14 protein-coding genes and 1 pseudogene are annotated in these 13582 nt (G+C 64.9%); 8 read left to right on the top strand and 7 right to left on the bottom strand.

The features are described 5' to 3' along the window. A partial coding sequence (locus Q1V87_RS06405) for a methyltransferase (RefSeq protein ID WP_300591348.1) occupies positions 1 to 393 on the top strand: 393 nt, incomplete at its 5' end. 26 nt (positions 394 to 419) lie between these two features. On the opposite strand, the gene Q1V87_RS06410 is transcribed toward Q1V87_RS06405, so the two are convergent. The 6 genes from Q1V87_RS06410 to nrdH form a co-directional block, all read right to left on the bottom strand. Then, positions 420 to 3167, bottom strand: coding sequence for a DNA methyltransferase (locus Q1V87_RS06410; RefSeq protein ID WP_300591349.1), 2748 nt, complete (start codon positions 3165 to 3167; stop codon positions 420 to 422). A gap of 3 nt (positions 3168 to 3170) precedes the next feature. Next, the gene (locus Q1V87_RS06415; protein ID WP_300591350.1) at positions 3171 to 3431 is read right to left on the bottom strand and encodes a hypothetical protein; all 261 of its coding nucleotides are present in this window, start codon (positions 3429 to 3431) and stop codon (positions 3171 to 3173) included. Between the two features lie 106 nt (positions 3432 to 3537). Beyond that, positions 3538 to 4512, bottom strand: coding sequence for a class 1b ribonucleoside-diphosphate reductase subunit beta (gene nrdF, locus Q1V87_RS06420; protein WP_292708996.1), 975 nt, complete (start codon positions 4510 to 4512; stop codon positions 3538 to 3540). 31 nt (positions 4513 to 4543) lie between these two features. Then, a complete protein-coding gene (gene nrdE / locus Q1V87_RS06425) occupies positions 4544 to 6676 on the bottom strand; it encodes a class 1b ribonucleoside-diphosphate reductase subunit alpha (RefSeq protein WP_300591351.1) in 2133 nt (710 codons plus the stop codon). Positions 6677 to 6681: 5 nt separating this feature from the next. After that, entirely contained in the window at positions 6682 to 7119 is a 438-nt protein-coding gene (nrdI, locus tag Q1V87_RS06430; protein WP_292709000.1) for a class Ib ribonucleoside-diphosphate reductase assembly flavoprotein NrdI, read from the bottom strand. 3 nt (positions 7120 to 7122) lie between these two features. After that, the gene (gene nrdH, locus Q1V87_RS06435; RefSeq protein ID WP_292709002.1) at positions 7123 to 7356 is read right to left on the bottom strand and encodes a glutaredoxin-like protein NrdH; all 234 of its coding nucleotides are present in this window, start codon (positions 7354 to 7356) and stop codon (positions 7123 to 7125) included. 401 nt (positions 7357 to 7757) lie between these two features. Here nrdH and Q1V87_RS06440 point away from each other — a divergent pair, with 401 nt between their 5' ends. Genes Q1V87_RS06440 through Q1V87_RS06460 form a run of 5 tightly spaced genes read left to right on the top strand, consistent with a single transcriptional unit; the run spans position 7758 to position 12673 of the window. Continuing rightward, positions 7758 to 8963: an MFS transporter gene (locus Q1V87_RS06440; RefSeq protein ID WP_300591358.1), complete on the top strand. Its 1206-nt coding sequence runs from the start codon at positions 7758 to 7760 to the stop codon at positions 8961 to 8963. 34 nt (positions 8964 to 8997) lie between these two features. After that, positions 8998 to 9405: a DUF4260 family protein gene (locus tag Q1V87_RS06445; protein ID WP_300591352.1), complete on the top strand. Its 408-nt coding sequence runs from the start codon at positions 8998 to 9000 to the stop codon at positions 9403 to 9405. Between the two features lie 15 nt (positions 9406 to 9420). Then, positions 9421 to 10176 (top strand): alpha/beta hydrolase, encoded by a 756-nt coding sequence (locus Q1V87_RS06450; RefSeq protein WP_300591353.1) that lies wholly within the window; start codon positions 9421 to 9423, stop codon positions 10174 to 10176. After that, positions 10173 to 11351, top strand: a complete 1179-nt coding sequence (locus Q1V87_RS06455; RefSeq protein WP_300591354.1) for an acyl-CoA dehydrogenase family protein — start codon at positions 10173 to 10175, stop codon at positions 11349 to 11351. Before Q1V87_RS06450 ends, Q1V87_RS06455 begins: the two co-directional genes overlap by 4 nt. 50 nt (positions 11352 to 11401) lie before the next feature. Then, entirely contained in the window at positions 11402 to 12673 is a 1272-nt protein-coding gene (locus Q1V87_RS06460) for a DUF445 domain-containing protein (protein ID WP_300591355.1), read from the top strand. A 26-nt stretch (positions 12674 to 12699) separates the two neighbouring features. Here Q1V87_RS06460 and Q1V87_RS06465 read toward each other — a convergent pair whose 3' ends face one another. Beyond that, a complete protein-coding gene (locus tag Q1V87_RS06465; RefSeq protein ID WP_300591356.1) occupies positions 12700 to 13176 on the bottom strand; it encodes a YbaK/EbsC family protein in 477 nt (158 codons plus the stop codon). A 47-nt stretch (positions 13177 to 13223) separates the two neighbouring features. On the opposite strand from Q1V87_RS06465, the gene Q1V87_RS06470 reads away from it, so the two are divergent. Further along, complete coding sequence (locus tag Q1V87_RS06470; RefSeq protein ID WP_300591357.1) at positions 13224 to 13364, top strand: hypothetical protein; 141 nt, start codon at positions 13224 to 13226, stop codon at positions 13362 to 13364. A gap of 51 nt (positions 13365 to 13415) precedes the next feature. Further along, positions 13416 to 13582 (top strand): annotated as a pseudogene (locus Q1V87_RS06475) (ZIP family zinc transporter); the annotation flags it as partial.

A 13582-nucleotide genomic window follows, 5' to 3' on the forward strand; every position in this document is an offset into this window, starting at 1 on the left:
GGGGCGACCCTCGCGCTGCGGCATCCGGAACTGCGTGTGTACGCGTCCGACGAGTCGGCCGCCGCCGTGGCATCGGCTCGGGCGACCGCCACTGCAAACGGAATCGCCGACCGGATGACGGTGGTTCGCGATGACGCGCTCTCGACCTTGCCCGATGCGAGCGCGTCTTTCATCGCCCTGAACCCGCCGTTTCACCGGGGCGCCGCGATCGACGAAACGATCGCACGACACCTTTTCGCGGATGCTGCTCGCGTGCTGCGCCCGGGCGGGGAACTCTGGACCGTCTGGAACTCGGCCCTGCGCTACCGCCCGTCACTCGAGAAACTCGTCGGCTCAACCCGTCAGATCGCCCGCACTCCGAAGTTCACCGTCACGGCCTCGACGCGTCGCTGAGGGGCCGGCTCAAGAGGTTCCAGCCCTCAGCTCTCCCGCTCGGTCGGCATCGGCGCCGCGAACGGATCGTACGCCCGGCCGCCGTCGACGATCTCACGGTTGAGCGCGGTGAGTCGGCTCACGATCTGCTCGGGATCCTGCGCCACCGACTTCGGCCAGCCGTAGGCGGCTGCCACAGCTTCGTCGAGGCGGCGGTGCAGTGCGGCGAGATCGGCGAAACCACCCTCGTCCATGAGGTTGTACAGCTTCGTAAGGCCCATGCTGTGCTCGATACAGAGTTCGCTTCGACGGGCATAGAGCGCCCGGGATGCGGCAGCAATCGCTTCCCGCTGCTCGGGCGTGACGGGATCCGGCCACGGGTAGGTGTCGAAGACCGCCGCGTTCGTGTAGCGGAGGCGCGTCTCGAGTGTCGAAGATTGCGCCCTCGCCCATGCTTCGTGTGCGCTGGATAGCAGGACGCCCATTGAGTAATCATCATCGAACGCGAACACGACGACCGCGTTGTTCGGAACCACCGTCCGTTCTACCCAGGCAAGCAGCAGTCGCTTGCCCGTTGCCGCCGCCGCGGCGTATCTACGAAGCGGTGCAATCGCCGCCCGCATGTCCTCCACACGTCGACCAAAGAGCCACCATCGACGTTCGACCGCACGGTTTGTCGAAGTCTCGCGCTCGATCTTGACCGACGAGCGGAGGATGTCGACAGCGGCGGGAAAGGTGAGAGCGCGCTCGAGTGGCAGAGAACCGAAGTCGATGACCCATCGAGACGGTGCCTGCCTGACGTCTTCCGCGATGTCGGCGCCCGTAAGGAATCGACGAACGACCTGCTCGTAGGCGGCGTCATCCGAAGCCAAGAGCGCGCTCGCCACCGAGTCGTCAAGGAGGAATCCCTTGCCCTGCGGAACTACTCCGGCAAAGCAACGCCCTCTGTTCTCAGCGATCGAGCCGACCTCGAGACCTGCCGCGTCACCGGCGCGCAGGTTCGGTGCGATCCCAGATACGACCTGGTCGTCAAGGGTGAAATCTGTAGGGTTCCGAGACGGCGATTTCACCCAATTCACGATACTGACGTGGACTTTCGCGTCCCCCGGCCACTTCTGCGAGGAGACCGCATCGGTGATCACCCCACCAGTCGAGGCAATGTAGGCAAGCGATGCCAGACGTCCGGTTGTCTGGCTGATCGAGTTCGTTCCCACGAGTCCCGCCCGCTGTTCAGGCTGAAGATGCTCGTGAGCGCGCCGGAACCAGTACACGCAGAGATCCTTGACCCCAACGCCGAACTGACGGACGAGCCAATCCACGTAGTCGTCACCAAGGCTGGGGCGTAAGAGCTTAGCTCCCAGAAACGGCGGGTTGCCGATGATCGCGTCAACCTCGGGCCAGTCGGTCTGCAGTGCGTCGGCAGGCGTGATACGCGAGAGGTCGACGAGCGGCAGCACGGGCTCAGCCTCGCCGTACCGTTCGATCATCTGCCGGTGCCCCATCCACAGCGTGACCCGCGCGATCATGACGGCGACGCGCTCGATGTCAATCCCGAACAGATTCGACAGCGGATAGAAGGGCAGCGTGCCAGTCGGACGCGGGGCACCGGTTTCTGCGGCGAGGCGATCGATGCGCTGCTTGAGATCGAACTCGAGCCCGCGCAACTCGCGATACGCGACGTACAAGAAGTTGCCGCATCCGCAGGCCGGATCGAGAACGCGGAAGTCGCACAGCTCATCGAGAAGGGTAACCGCCTCGGTAACTGATCCGGTCGTCTCAATCCGCTCGCGCCAGGGACGCACGATGGTCGGCGCGACGATTTTCATGATGTCGGCTTCGTGCGTGTAGTGCGCGCCGATCTCGGAGCGGCGATCATCGCCGAGCACTCCTTCGAGGAGAGATCCGAAGATGGTCGGGTTGACCTCGCGCCAGTTGAACTCCGCCGCCTGCTTGAGGTGAAGAAGCTCCGACCGGTCAAGGTAGACGGCGGCAGGTCTGGCAAACAGGTCGCCATTGACATACCGCGTGCCCGCGAAGCGCCCCTTGCGGTTGTGGTCACCCTTCTGATTGAGCAGCTGGAAGAGGTAGCCGATCTCTTTCGCGGAGTCGGGATCGTCCTCCTTCAGCAGCGCCTCGACGGTCGCCTGCAGCGGATACCCCTCGAGCATCCCGAGATCTTCGGCGAACAGACACCAGACCAACTGCATGGTGAAGCGCTGGATCTCATCGACCGGGGCCGCCGACCGGTCGAGCATCGAGCGGTAGAGCTCTGCCACGTGGCGGGCGGCATCTTCGGTCAGCTCGCGGCGATGCTCGCTGAAGACGGGCTCGAGAGACTCGTTCTGCAGGAAGAGCAGCGCGTCGTAGTGCTCGGGAAGTTCATCGAGCGTGAACCGCGAACGCGGCCGGTTCGGGAAACGACCCGGCTCCCAGATTTCGAACTCCTGGAAGTTGCAGAGCACGACCCACCGGGCGGCCGGCGTGTCGGTGGCGGGATCGCTCGACTCGCGCCAGTACCGATCGCGCTGGTCGGCGGCCTTCTCCAGCGCAATGCCGGGAGCCTTCATCTCCACGATCATGACGCCCGGCCAGTGGAGGTCCATGAAACCCGCAGAACTGCGGAAGTCCTCGAACCGCGCTCCGACGGACTGGCGATCCGAGCCGTACGCGGCGAACAGCTCGTTCAGAAAGGTCTGTGCCTCAGCCCGCTCGGAGCCGGAGTATCCAGACCACCGGCGCACGAACTCGGTGAGTGCTCGCTGAAGCTCCGCGCCGCTGCGGACCGGATCTGTCACCGCTCAGAACATCCGGGTCTTGTTCGGCACGCTGAAGTACGTCTGTTGCACGAACCGCTTGCGCTCGGTCTGGAGCACATCGACGAGGTCCTTCATGGCTGCCTCGGCGTTCGGGTGAGCACCCGATTTGCGGATGCGCTCGAGCGCCTTGCGCGCGCGCTCGAGCGCGTAGTCGAGGTTCGTGAGCACATCCGACACCTCACCCATGGCCTGCTCGCGCGCCCGCTCTTCGGCAGCCACACTGTCAGTGATCTGCTGTGCCATCTCGTCCCCTTCCGATGCGGCGTGAGCTTCACGGTATGCCCCGCCTGCGACGTCGTCAGACGCCGACGCAGGATCTGTGGACATCACCGTTTCTCCACAACCGGATCTAGAAGTCCCAGTCCTCGTCCTCGGTAGCGACGGCCTTGCCGATGACGTAGGACGAACCCGATCCACTGAAGAAGTCATGGTTCTCGTCAGCGTTCGGCGACAGGGCCGACAGGATCGCGGGGTTCACGTTGGTGACCGACTCGGGGAACATGGCCTCGTAGCCGAGGTTCATCAGCGCCTTGTTGGCGTTGTAGTGCAGGAACTTCTTGACGTCTTCGGTCAGGCCGACGCCGTCGTAGAGGTCTTGCGTGTACTGCACTTCGTTGTCGTAGAGCTCGTACAGCAGCGAGAACGTGTAGTCCTTGATGTCCTGGCGCTTGGCCTCGTCGACCCGCTCGAGTCCCTTCTGGAACTTGTAGCCGATGTAGTAGCCGTGCACTGCCTCGTCACGGATGATGAGGCGGATGAGGTCAGCCGTGTTGGTGAGCTTGGCGCGGCTCGACCAGTGCATGGGCAGGTAGAAGCCCGAGTAGAAAAGGAACGACTCCAGCAGGGTCGAGGCGACCTTGCGCTTGAGCGGCTCGTCGCCCCGGTAGTACTCCATGACGATCTGCGCCTTGCGCTGCAGGTTCGGGTTCTCGACCGACCAGCGGAACGCCTCGTCGATCTCCTTCGTCGAGCACAAGGTCGAGAAGATCGAGGAGTAGCTCTTGGCGTGCACCGACTCCATGAACGCGATGTTCGTGTACACCGCCTCTTCGTGCGGCGTGATCGCGTCGGGGATCAGCGACACCGCGCCGACGGTGCCCTGGATCGTGTCCAGGAGCGTGAGCCCCGTGAACACGCGCATCGTGAGGGTCTGCTCCTCGGGCGTGAGCGTGTTCCACGACTGCACGTCGTTGGAGAGGGGCACCTTCTCGGGCAACCAGAAGTTGTTCACGAGACGGTTCCAGACCTCGAGGTCCTTGTCGTCCTGGATCCGGTTCCAGTTGATCGCCTGAACGTGGTCGATCAGCTTGAGCTTCTCTGTCATCAGTTCTCCGAAAAAATCCCAGGTCAGAGCATTAAAGCATGCAGCTGACGCACTCCGTCATGTCCGTGCCTTCGAGGGCCATCTGACGTAGACGGATGTAGTAAATGGTCTTGATGCCCTTCTTCCAGGCGTAGATCTGCGCCCGGTTGATGTCACGGGTGGTCGCGGTGTCCTTGAAGAACAGCGTCAGAGACAGGCCCTGGTCCACGTGCTGGGTGGCAGCGGCGTAGGTGTCGATGACCTTCTCGTAGCCGATCTCGTAGGCATCCTGGTAGTACTCCAGGTTGTCGTTGGTCATGAACGGCGCCGGGTAGTAGACGCGGCCGAGCTTGCCTTCCTTGCGGATCTCGATCTTCGAGGCGATCGGGTGGATCGAGCTCGTCGAGTTGTTGATGTACGAGATCGAGCCGGTCGGGGGCACCGCCTGCAGGTTCTGGTTGTAGATGCCGTGGGCCTGCACTGACGCCTTCAACTCACGCCAGTCATCCTGTGTGGGAATGTGGTGGCCGGCGAACAGCTCGCGCACCCGCTCGGTCTGGGGCACCCACTCCTGCTCGGTGTACTTGTCGAAGAACTCACCCGACGCGTAGGTCGAGTCGGCGAAGCCCTCGAACGCCGTCCCCCGCTCGATCGCGATCTTGTTCGACGCCCGCAGCGCGTGGAACAGCACCGTGTAGAAGTAGATGTTCGTGAAGTCCAGGCCCTCTTCCGAGCCGTAGTGGACGTGCTCGCGAGCGAGGTACCCGTGCAGGTTCATCTGGCCGAGGCCGATCGCGTGGGAGCGGTCGTTGCCGTCCTCGATCGAGCGCACCGACGAGATGTGGCTCTGGTCGCTGACGGCGGTGAGGGCACGGATGGCGGTGTCTACCGTGAGACCGAGGTCGCCGCCATCCATCGCCAGGGCGATGTTCATCGACCCGAGGTTGCAGGAGATGTCCTTGCCGATCTGGTCGTACGAGAGGTCCTCGTTGTAGGTCGTCGGGGTGTTGACCTGCAGGATCTCCGAGCACAGGTTCGACATGTTGATCCGGCCCTTGATGGGGTTGGCCCGGTTCACCGTGTCTTCGAACATGATGTACGGGTAGCCGGACTCGAACTGGATCTCGGCGAGGGTCTGGAAGAACTCTCGCGCGTTGATCTTGCTCTTCTTGATGCGCGGGTCATCGACCATCTCGCGGTACTTCTCGGTGACCGAGATGTCGCCGAACGGCACACCGTAGACGCGCTCGACGTCGTAGGGCGAGAAGAGGTACATGTCCTCGCCGTTCTTGGCCAGCTCGAAGGTGATGTCGGGAACGACAACCCCGAGCGAGAGGGTCTTGATACGGATCTTCTCGTCAGCGTTCTCGCGCTTGGTGTCGAGGAACTTCAGGATGTCGGGGTGGTGAGCCGACAGGTAGACAGCGCCCGCGCCCTGACGTGCCCCGAGCTGGTTGGCGTAGCTGAAGCTGTCTTCGAGCAGCTTCATGACGGGGATGATGCCGCTTGACTGGTTTTCGATCTGCTTGATCGGGGCTCCAGCCTCGCGGATGTTCGAGAGCAGCAGCGCGACACCGCCGCCGCGCTTGCTCAGCTGCAGGGCGGAGTTGATGCCGCGGGCGATCGACTCCATGTTGTCTTCGATGCGCAACAGGAAGCACGAGACGAGCTCACCGCGCTGCGCCTTGCCGGTGTTCAGGAACGTCGGGGTTGCGGGCTGGAAGCGGCCCGAGATGATCTCGTCGACAAGTTGGGTAGCCAGAGCCTCGTCGCCGTCGGCAAGACCGAGGGCCGTCATCACGACACGGTCTTCGAAGCGCTCGAGGTAGCGCTTGCCGTCGAAGGTTTTGAGCGTGTAGCTCGTGTAGTACTTGAAGGCTCCGAGGAAGGTCTCGAAGCGGAACTTCTTCTCGAACGCGTGGTCGTGCAGCGACGAGATGAACTCGAATGAGTACTTCTCGAGCACGGCGGGCTCGTAGTACTGCTTGTCGACCAGGTAGTCGAGCTTCTCCTTCAGCGAGTGGAAGAAGACGGTGTTCTGGTTGACGTGCTGCAGGAAGTACTCACGAGCAGCACGCTTGTCGGCATCGAACTGGATCTTCCCGTCCGGGCCGTACAGATTCAGCATCGCGTTGAGCGCGTGATAGTCGAGCCCCTCGAAACGGGCCTCCGTCTTGAATGCCATGTCTGTCACTGCAGCTTCCACCATCGTTCCAATCCTTCGCTCACGCGGGTGACGTCTTCTGACGTGCCGAACAGTTCGAGCCGGTACAAGTGCGGCACGTGACACTTGCGGCTGATGATGTCGCCGGCGGCGCAAAAGGCGTCGCCGAAGTTGGTGTTTCCCGCGGCGATGACACCACGGATGAGTGTTCGGTTCTGCTCGACGTTGAGGAACCGGATGACTTGCTTGGGGACCGCACCCCGTTCCTCGCCGCGACCCTGGCCTCCCCCGTAGGTGGGGGTGACCAGGACGAAGGGCTCATCGACGAGGAGCATCGGCTCGGATGCGAAGAGCGGGATGCGCTCAGCGCGCAAACCCAACTTCTCGATGAAGCGCGCCGTGTTCTGCGAAACGCTCGAGAAGTACACGAGCAACGGCGTCTCTGTCGCGATCGCCGTGCTCATGGCTCAGGCGAGGCGCGAAGCGAGCTCGTCGATCTTGTCGGGGCGGAAGCCCGACCAGTGGTCCTCGTCGGTGATGACGACGGGGGCCTGCAGGTAGCCCAGCGCCTTGACCTGCTCGAGGGCCGCGGGGTCCTGCGAGAGGTCGAGAACTTCGTAATCGATGCCCTTGGAATCCAGCGCGCGGTAGGTAGCAGTGCACTGCACGCAGGCCGGCTTGGTGTAGACCGTGATCGCCATGTTAGGTCCGTTGTCCCCTCAAAATCCTTCGTCGAACCGGCAGCTCCCCCACCGGGAGTCCAATACTACATATGGGTGCCGACATCAGATAGCACCACAAGGGGTAGTAGTTACATTCGTGTAGTTTTCCACCGCTCTCCTCAGATACAACGCGATTTGTCCACCGTTTCATCCACAGATCGACGAGTCCGCGAAACCTGGGAGAAGCCTGAAATCACGCGGGTTCGGGCGCCTGCATCCGACATCCCTCCACAGCGCGACGCTACGGCGATCCACCGACATCGAATTCGCCTGTGGATTGTGCTCCCGGCGTGTCGCGGCGTGTCGCGGCATCCGTCGACGCACTGCGTCGTCCGTGTTCCGATATCGCCGAACCGGTTCGGCACGACTACCGTAGGAGGGTGGCGGGTTATGGAGAACTGCTGCGCACTCCGGGGGTCGCGCGCATCATCGCTGCGCAGCTGACGGCGCGGTTCCCGAACGGGATGACGAGCCTGGCGATCCTGCTGCACATCGAGCAGGTCACCGGCTCCTACGGGTCTGCAGGGCTCGTGCTGGCTGCGACCTCTGTCGGGCAGGCGGTTGCGGGTCCGATCACGAGCCGGTGGATGGGCCTGTGGGGCATGCGGCGGGTCCTCACCGTGACTCTCGCGATCTGCGCTGCCGCCATCGCGGGCATCGCGGCCTTCACCCTCCCGCTTCCGGCCTATATGGTGCTGGGGCTCGTCGCGGGCCTCTCCACCCCGCCGGTGCAGGCAGCGGTTCGAACGATCTACCCCAAGATGGTCAACTCGCGACAGGTGACTCCCCTGTACTCGCTGGATGCCTCGCTGCAGGAGATCATCTGGGTCGTCGCTCCCGTGCTCATCACGTTCGTCGCGACGCAGATCGGCACGGTCCAAGCCCTCGCGCTCATCGTCATCGTGCTGCTGGGCGGCGGCGCGTGGTTCATCCTCTCCCCCGAGGTCGGCCGGGTGCGCATCCCTCGCAGTCGGCGCAGCTTCGGAAAGGTGCTCGGCAAGCCCGCGGTGCTGCTGGCAACGGTCGTCGGCTTCCTCTTGATCGGTGCCTGTGCCGCCGTCGAGGTCGGCGTGGTCGCCACCTTCGGACACGAGGGGATCGAGGCGGGCCTTGTGCTTGCCGTCTTCGCCGTCGGAAGCCTCGCCGGCGGTCTCTCCTTCGGGCATATCCCGATCGGACCATGGGCGACGGCCAGACGGATGCTGATCGTTGCGGCAGGACTCAGCCTCACGATGATCTCGCTCAACGCCTGGTGGCTGGGCGCGACACTCGCCGTCGCGGGACTCGGTGTAGCGCCAGCACTCGCAGTGATCTTCGCGATGACATCTGCGAGCGTCAAGTTCAGCGAGACCGCCGAGGCCTACGGCTGGATTGGAACCGGACAGCTCATCGGTGCGGCCGCAGGTTCGGCAGTCGCGGGTTTCCTCGTCGACGGCGCGGGCCCCCAGGGCGCCTACCTCGCGGCAGCGCTGTTCGCAGCGACCGGCGCGATCGTGGCTATCGTGTTCGTCCGCGGCTTCCCCGACCTGCGCGATCGGGACCCGAGCCCCATCCCGGATACCGAGCCCGTCCCCACGATCACCTGACCGCGCGTTCACCACGCGCGCCTACGATGAACCCGTGACCTACACCCGGCTCGCCTGGACGCTTCTCGCCATTGCGCTACTGATCGTCGCGGTCTTCGAGAGCATCGGCCACGGATGGGTCACTGCCGGGATCATCATCGTGTTCGCGGTGCTCCCCGACATCGCCCTGATCGGAGCGTTCGGCGGCCAACGCGGCATCCTGCGCCCCGAGCGCGTCGCGTTCTACAACTGGTTGCATCAGGCGTGGATTTCCGCGCTGCTGTTCTTCCTCGGCGGCTCCATGGCGTATCTGTGGGAGATGCGGGAGGTCGGACTGCCGCTGTTCTGGTGCGGCATGGGCTGGCTGCTTCACATCGCGCTGGATCGGACTTTCGGGTTCGGGATGCGAGCCCCCGACGGCACGATCATTCCCGTCGGCACGTACGGGCCGCGCGCGCGCTGAAAGGATGCCGAAGCCATGACCACTCCCCTCGTTCTGCCTCGGCAGGGGTGGGGTGACCTGTCATCCCCCCGCCGAGCACTGCTCGTCCACGGTCTGGGGTCCACGGGCGCCCTGATGTGGCGTTTCGGCGTAGAGCTGAGCGAGCGCGGTTGGTTTGCCGAGGCCGTCGATCTGCGCGGGCACGGGCGCGCCCCGCGGGCGCTCGACTACACGATCGACGCTTATGCCGCGGACCTAGCACTCTGCAGTCCCGCTGATGAGAGGCCGTGGGATCTCGTCATCGGCCACTCGCTGGGCGGCGCAGCAGCGGTCGTTGCTGCAGCGTCCGTCCCGGATTGGACTGACCGGCTCGTGCTCATCGATCCGGCTATCCAGCTCGATGAGCCAGACCGCGAGCAGGTGCGCGAGAGCCAACAACGTCAGTTCGACGACCCGAGCGCCGAGGCGGTGCGCGCCGAGCATCCGTCGTGGCATCCGCTGGACATCGAACTCAAAGTGCAGAGCATCCAGCAGGTCAGCCGCTGGGCGGTCGAGCAGACGAGCGAGCAGAATCCGGAATGGGATGTGCGGCTTCCTGCGTTGTCCCTGGATGTGCCCATCCATGTCATAGCCGGCGACCCCACCGTATATGCGCTTTTCCGCGGCGACATCGTCGAGCAGTTGCTGACCCGGCCGTCCATCACGATGTCCGTCGTCGAGGGAGCCGGGCACTCGCCGCACCGCGATGCGCCCGACCAAACAATGCGCCAGCTTTGGGAGGCCCTCGCATGACTGCGGCGACCGTCGACCCGGCATCCGTGCTGCCCGATGAACTGCTCGAGCGGTTCCGCGAGCGTGCGGCGCGGCACGACAGCGACAACACCTTCCCACACGACGACCTCGCCGACCTGACGGATGCCGGGTACCTCGCGCTGTTCGCTCCGACGGAACTCGGCGGGTCGGGCCTCGGTCTTGCCGAGGTGTCGCTCCTGCAGCAGCGCCTGGCTACCGCAGCCCCGGCGACAGCGCTTGCGATCAACATGCACCTTGTGTGGACCGGTGTCGCGAAGGCGCTCGCCGATCGCGGCGTCGACGACCTGCGCTTCGTGCTCGAAGGCGCCGTGGCCGGCGAGATCTTCGCGTTCGGCATCAGCGAGGCGGGCAACGATCTCGTGCTCTTCGGCAGTGACACGGATGCCGCGCCGCAGCCCGACGGCTCATATGCCTTCACCGGCACGAAGATCTTCACCTCCCTCGCCCCGGTCTGGACGCAGCTCGGGCTCCACGGCCTGGACACCACCTCTCCTGACGGCCCGAAGATGGTCTACGCGTTCGTGCCGCGGTCCGAAGAGGATGCCGGACGAATCGTCACCCGCGACGACTGGAACACGCTCGGCATGCGCGCCACCCAATCCCGCACGACGCAACTGCGCGGGGCGATTGCAGCGGCAGACCGGGTCGTGCGCCGCATCCCGCCCGGACCGAACCCGGACCCGATCGTGTTCGGCATCTTCAGCGTCTTCGAGATCCTGCTGGCGTCGGTCTACACCGGAATCGCGCGGCGGGCACTGGATGTCGCTGTCGAGACCGTCGGCACGCGCCGGTCGAAGAAGACGGGACTGACCTACAGCCAGGATCCCGATATCCGATGGCGGATCGCCGACATGGCGCTCGCGTACGACGCGCTGCCTCCGCAGCTGGACGCGCTCAGCCGCGACATCGACACCCTCGTCGATCACGGGCCGCGGTGGTTCTCGCTCCTGTCGGGCGTGAAACACCGCGCCGTGACGATGGCCAAGGCCGTCGTGGATGATGCGATCCTCGTGGCAGGCGGGTCGAGCTACTTCGCGGGGAGCGAGCTCAGCCGGCTCTACCGCGACGTGCTCGCCGGAATGTTCCATCCATCCGACCCGGAGTCGGCTCACTCCACCGTGGCGACGGCGTGGCTCGGGCCGGTTTCGGGTTGAGCTCTCGCGCTTCCTGATCGGCGTGACCAGCGGCGTGTGAGGATGTGGACATGGCACGCACGCCGACCTCCGCGCTGAGCCCCACCGACCAGGAACGCCGACGCGGACTTCGCACCATGAAATCCGTCGCGCTCGGCGCCTTGCTCCTCATGGCAGTCCTGTTCCTCGTCGGCTTCATCGGCCAACAACAGGTTCCGGGGCTCGCCTACCTGCGCGCAGCAGCCGAAGGCGGGATGGTCGGCGCACTGGCCGACTGGTTCGCAGTGACTGCGCTGTTTCGGCATCCGTTGGGGATCCCGATCCCCCACACCGCGATCATCCCGCGGCGGAAGGACGAGATCGGTCAGTCGCTGGGCGAGTTCGTCGAGACGAACTTCCTCGCGACGGATGTCGTGCGCACCAAGCTCGAATCGACCTCGATCGCCGCGCGTCTGGGTGCGTGGCTGAGCGATCCCGCGCACGCGGCGCGGATTGGGTCGGAAGCGGCGGCGATGGGTTCCGGCATCCTTCGCGCCCTCAGCGACGACGACGCTCAAGAAGTCATCACCGCCCTCGCCCGCGAGCACCTCATCGTGCCGGAGTGGTCGCCGGCGATCGGCGAGTGGCTCGGCCGCATCGTCGACGCCGACGCCCATCGAACCGCCGTGGACCTCGCCGCCGAGAACATCGACGAGTGGCTCGCGAACAACCGGGATGCCTTCACGGGCCTGGTTTCGGGGCGCCTTCCCCCGTGGGTGCCGAGCATCGCCGCGCGCCTCGTCGACGAGACCGTGTACTCCGAGGCCGTCGGGTTCGTGCGTGCCGTGCGAACCAATCCCGAGCATCCGGCCCGTGCCGCGATCACCGCGTACCTCAGCCGCTTGTCCGAGAGCATGCAGCACGACCCGCAGACGATCGGCCGATTCGAGGATGCCAAGCTCGCGATCTTCGACAGCCCCCGCGTTCGCGACCTGGCAACCCATGCCTGGAGCACGGCAAAGTCGGGCCTTCTCGACGCGCTCGCCGACCCGCGGAGCGGACTACGCACCCAGATCGACAGTGCCCTTCGCGACATCGGTGAACGGCTCGTGCGCGAACCCGAACTACAGCGTCGCGTCGACACCTGGGTGACGGATGCCGCAGTCTTCCTCGTCGACCGATATCGCCACGACATCGCCTCGCTGATCACCGACACCGTCGAGCGCTGGGACCCTGCCGAGACGACCGAGAAGATCGAGCTCATGGTCGGACGCGACCTGCAGTACATCCGCCTGAACGGCACGATCGTCGGCGCGCTGGCGGGACTTGCGATCTACACGATCGCGCACGCCCTGTTCGGCTGAGTGCCCCTTGCAGCGATCAGGCGCGGTCACACGACGCTGATGACGGTCCCGCCGGTGAGGTCGACCAGCTGCGGGAACGTCAGCGGAAAGACCGTGTGCGGCGTGCCACCCGCGGCCCAGATCTCAGGGAACGCGGCGAGATCCTCATCGACGATCGTCACGAGCGGCGCCGGATGGCCCGTCGGCGCAACACCACCGATCGCCTGCCCGGTGGCCTGACGCACCTGATCGGGGGTCGCGCGGATGATCGATGTCCGCCCGAGCCGCGTCGCCAATTCCTTCGTATCGACGCGGTGGGCGCCGCTGGTCATGACCAGAAGTGGCTCACCGTCGGACCAGAACACGAGGCTGTTCGCGATAGCGCCCACCTCGACTCCGAGGGCTTCGGCTGCCAGCGCCGCAGTGGAGGCGGCATCCGGGAGAACGACGATATCGCCGGGAATCCCCGCGGCGCGGATCGCGTCGTGGACGAGGCGGCTGCGAGCAGGAAGGTGATCGGACATGATCTGAGCCTAGAGCGAGCAGCGAGCGCGCCGGATACCCTGTGCCCATGAGCTTCTTCGGCGGCGGGTCGGGCAACGACAAGAACAAGATCACGCCCGCGCGCATCACGATCTGGGTTGTCGTCGCCGGTGTTGGCGTGTATCTGGTCGTTTCGGGCCTGGTCGGCGTCTTCTCGGGCGGAAGCTGACACGCTCACGGATGCCGCGGCACCAGCCACCGGCATCCGTAGGCTTACCGCGTGGGAGTCTGGCTTGCCGCGCTGAGCGGCCTGATCGGCGGCGGCGCTCTGTTCGTCGGTGCCGGCGTCGCGTGGTTCGTGAAGGTGCCGCGGCTGGTCGTCATGGCGATCATGGCGTTCGGGGCCGGAGTACTGATCTCGACGTTGGCGTTCGAACTGGTGGCCGA

The sequence above is a fragment of the Microbacterium sp. genome, from assembly GCF_030149085.1.
Classification (GTDB): domain Bacteria; phylum Actinomycetota; class Actinomycetes; order Actinomycetales; family Microbacteriaceae; genus Microbacterium.

What these genes read in the sequence shown, in the direction of transcription:
- Q1V87_RS06415 (WP_300591350.1), bottom strand. Translation starts at nt 3,431, where the DNA reads ATGGCACAGCAGATCACTGACAGTGTGGCTGCCGAAGAGCGGGCGCGC.
- nrdF (WP_292708996.1), bottom strand. Translation starts at nt 4,512, where the DNA reads ATGACAGAGAAGCTCAAGCTGATCGACCACGTTCAGGCGATCAACTGG.
- nrdE (WP_300591351.1), bottom strand. Translation starts at nt 6,676, where the DNA reads ATGGCATTCAAGACGGAGGCCCGTTTCGAGGGGCTCGACTATCACGCG.
- nrdI (WP_292709000.1), bottom strand. Translation starts at nt 7,119, where the DNA reads ATGAGCACGGCGATCGCGACAGAGACGCCGTTGCTCGTGTACTTCTCG.
- nrdH (WP_292709002.1), bottom strand. Translation starts at nt 7,356, where the DNA reads ATGGCGATCACGGTCTACACCAAGCCGGCCTGCGTGCAGTGCACTGCT.
- Q1V87_RS06450 (WP_300591353.1), top strand. Translation starts at nt 9,421, where the DNA reads ATGACCACTCCCCTCGTTCTGCCTCGGCAGGGGTGGGGTGACCTGTCA.
- Q1V87_RS06455 (WP_300591354.1), top strand. Translation starts at nt 10,173, where the DNA reads ATGACTGCGGCGACCGTCGACCCGGCATCCGTGCTGCCCGATGAACTG.
- Q1V87_RS06460 (WP_300591355.1), top strand. Translation starts at nt 11,402, where the DNA reads ATGGCACGCACGCCGACCTCCGCGCTGAGCCCCACCGACCAGGAACGC.
- Q1V87_RS06465 (WP_300591356.1), bottom strand. Translation starts at nt 13,176, where the DNA reads ATGTCCGATCACCTTCCTGCTCGCAGCCGCCTCGTCCACGACGCGATC.
- Q1V87_RS06470 (WP_300591357.1), top strand. Translation starts at nt 13,224, where the DNA reads ATGAGCTTCTTCGGCGGCGGGTCGGGCAACGACAAGAACAAGATCACG.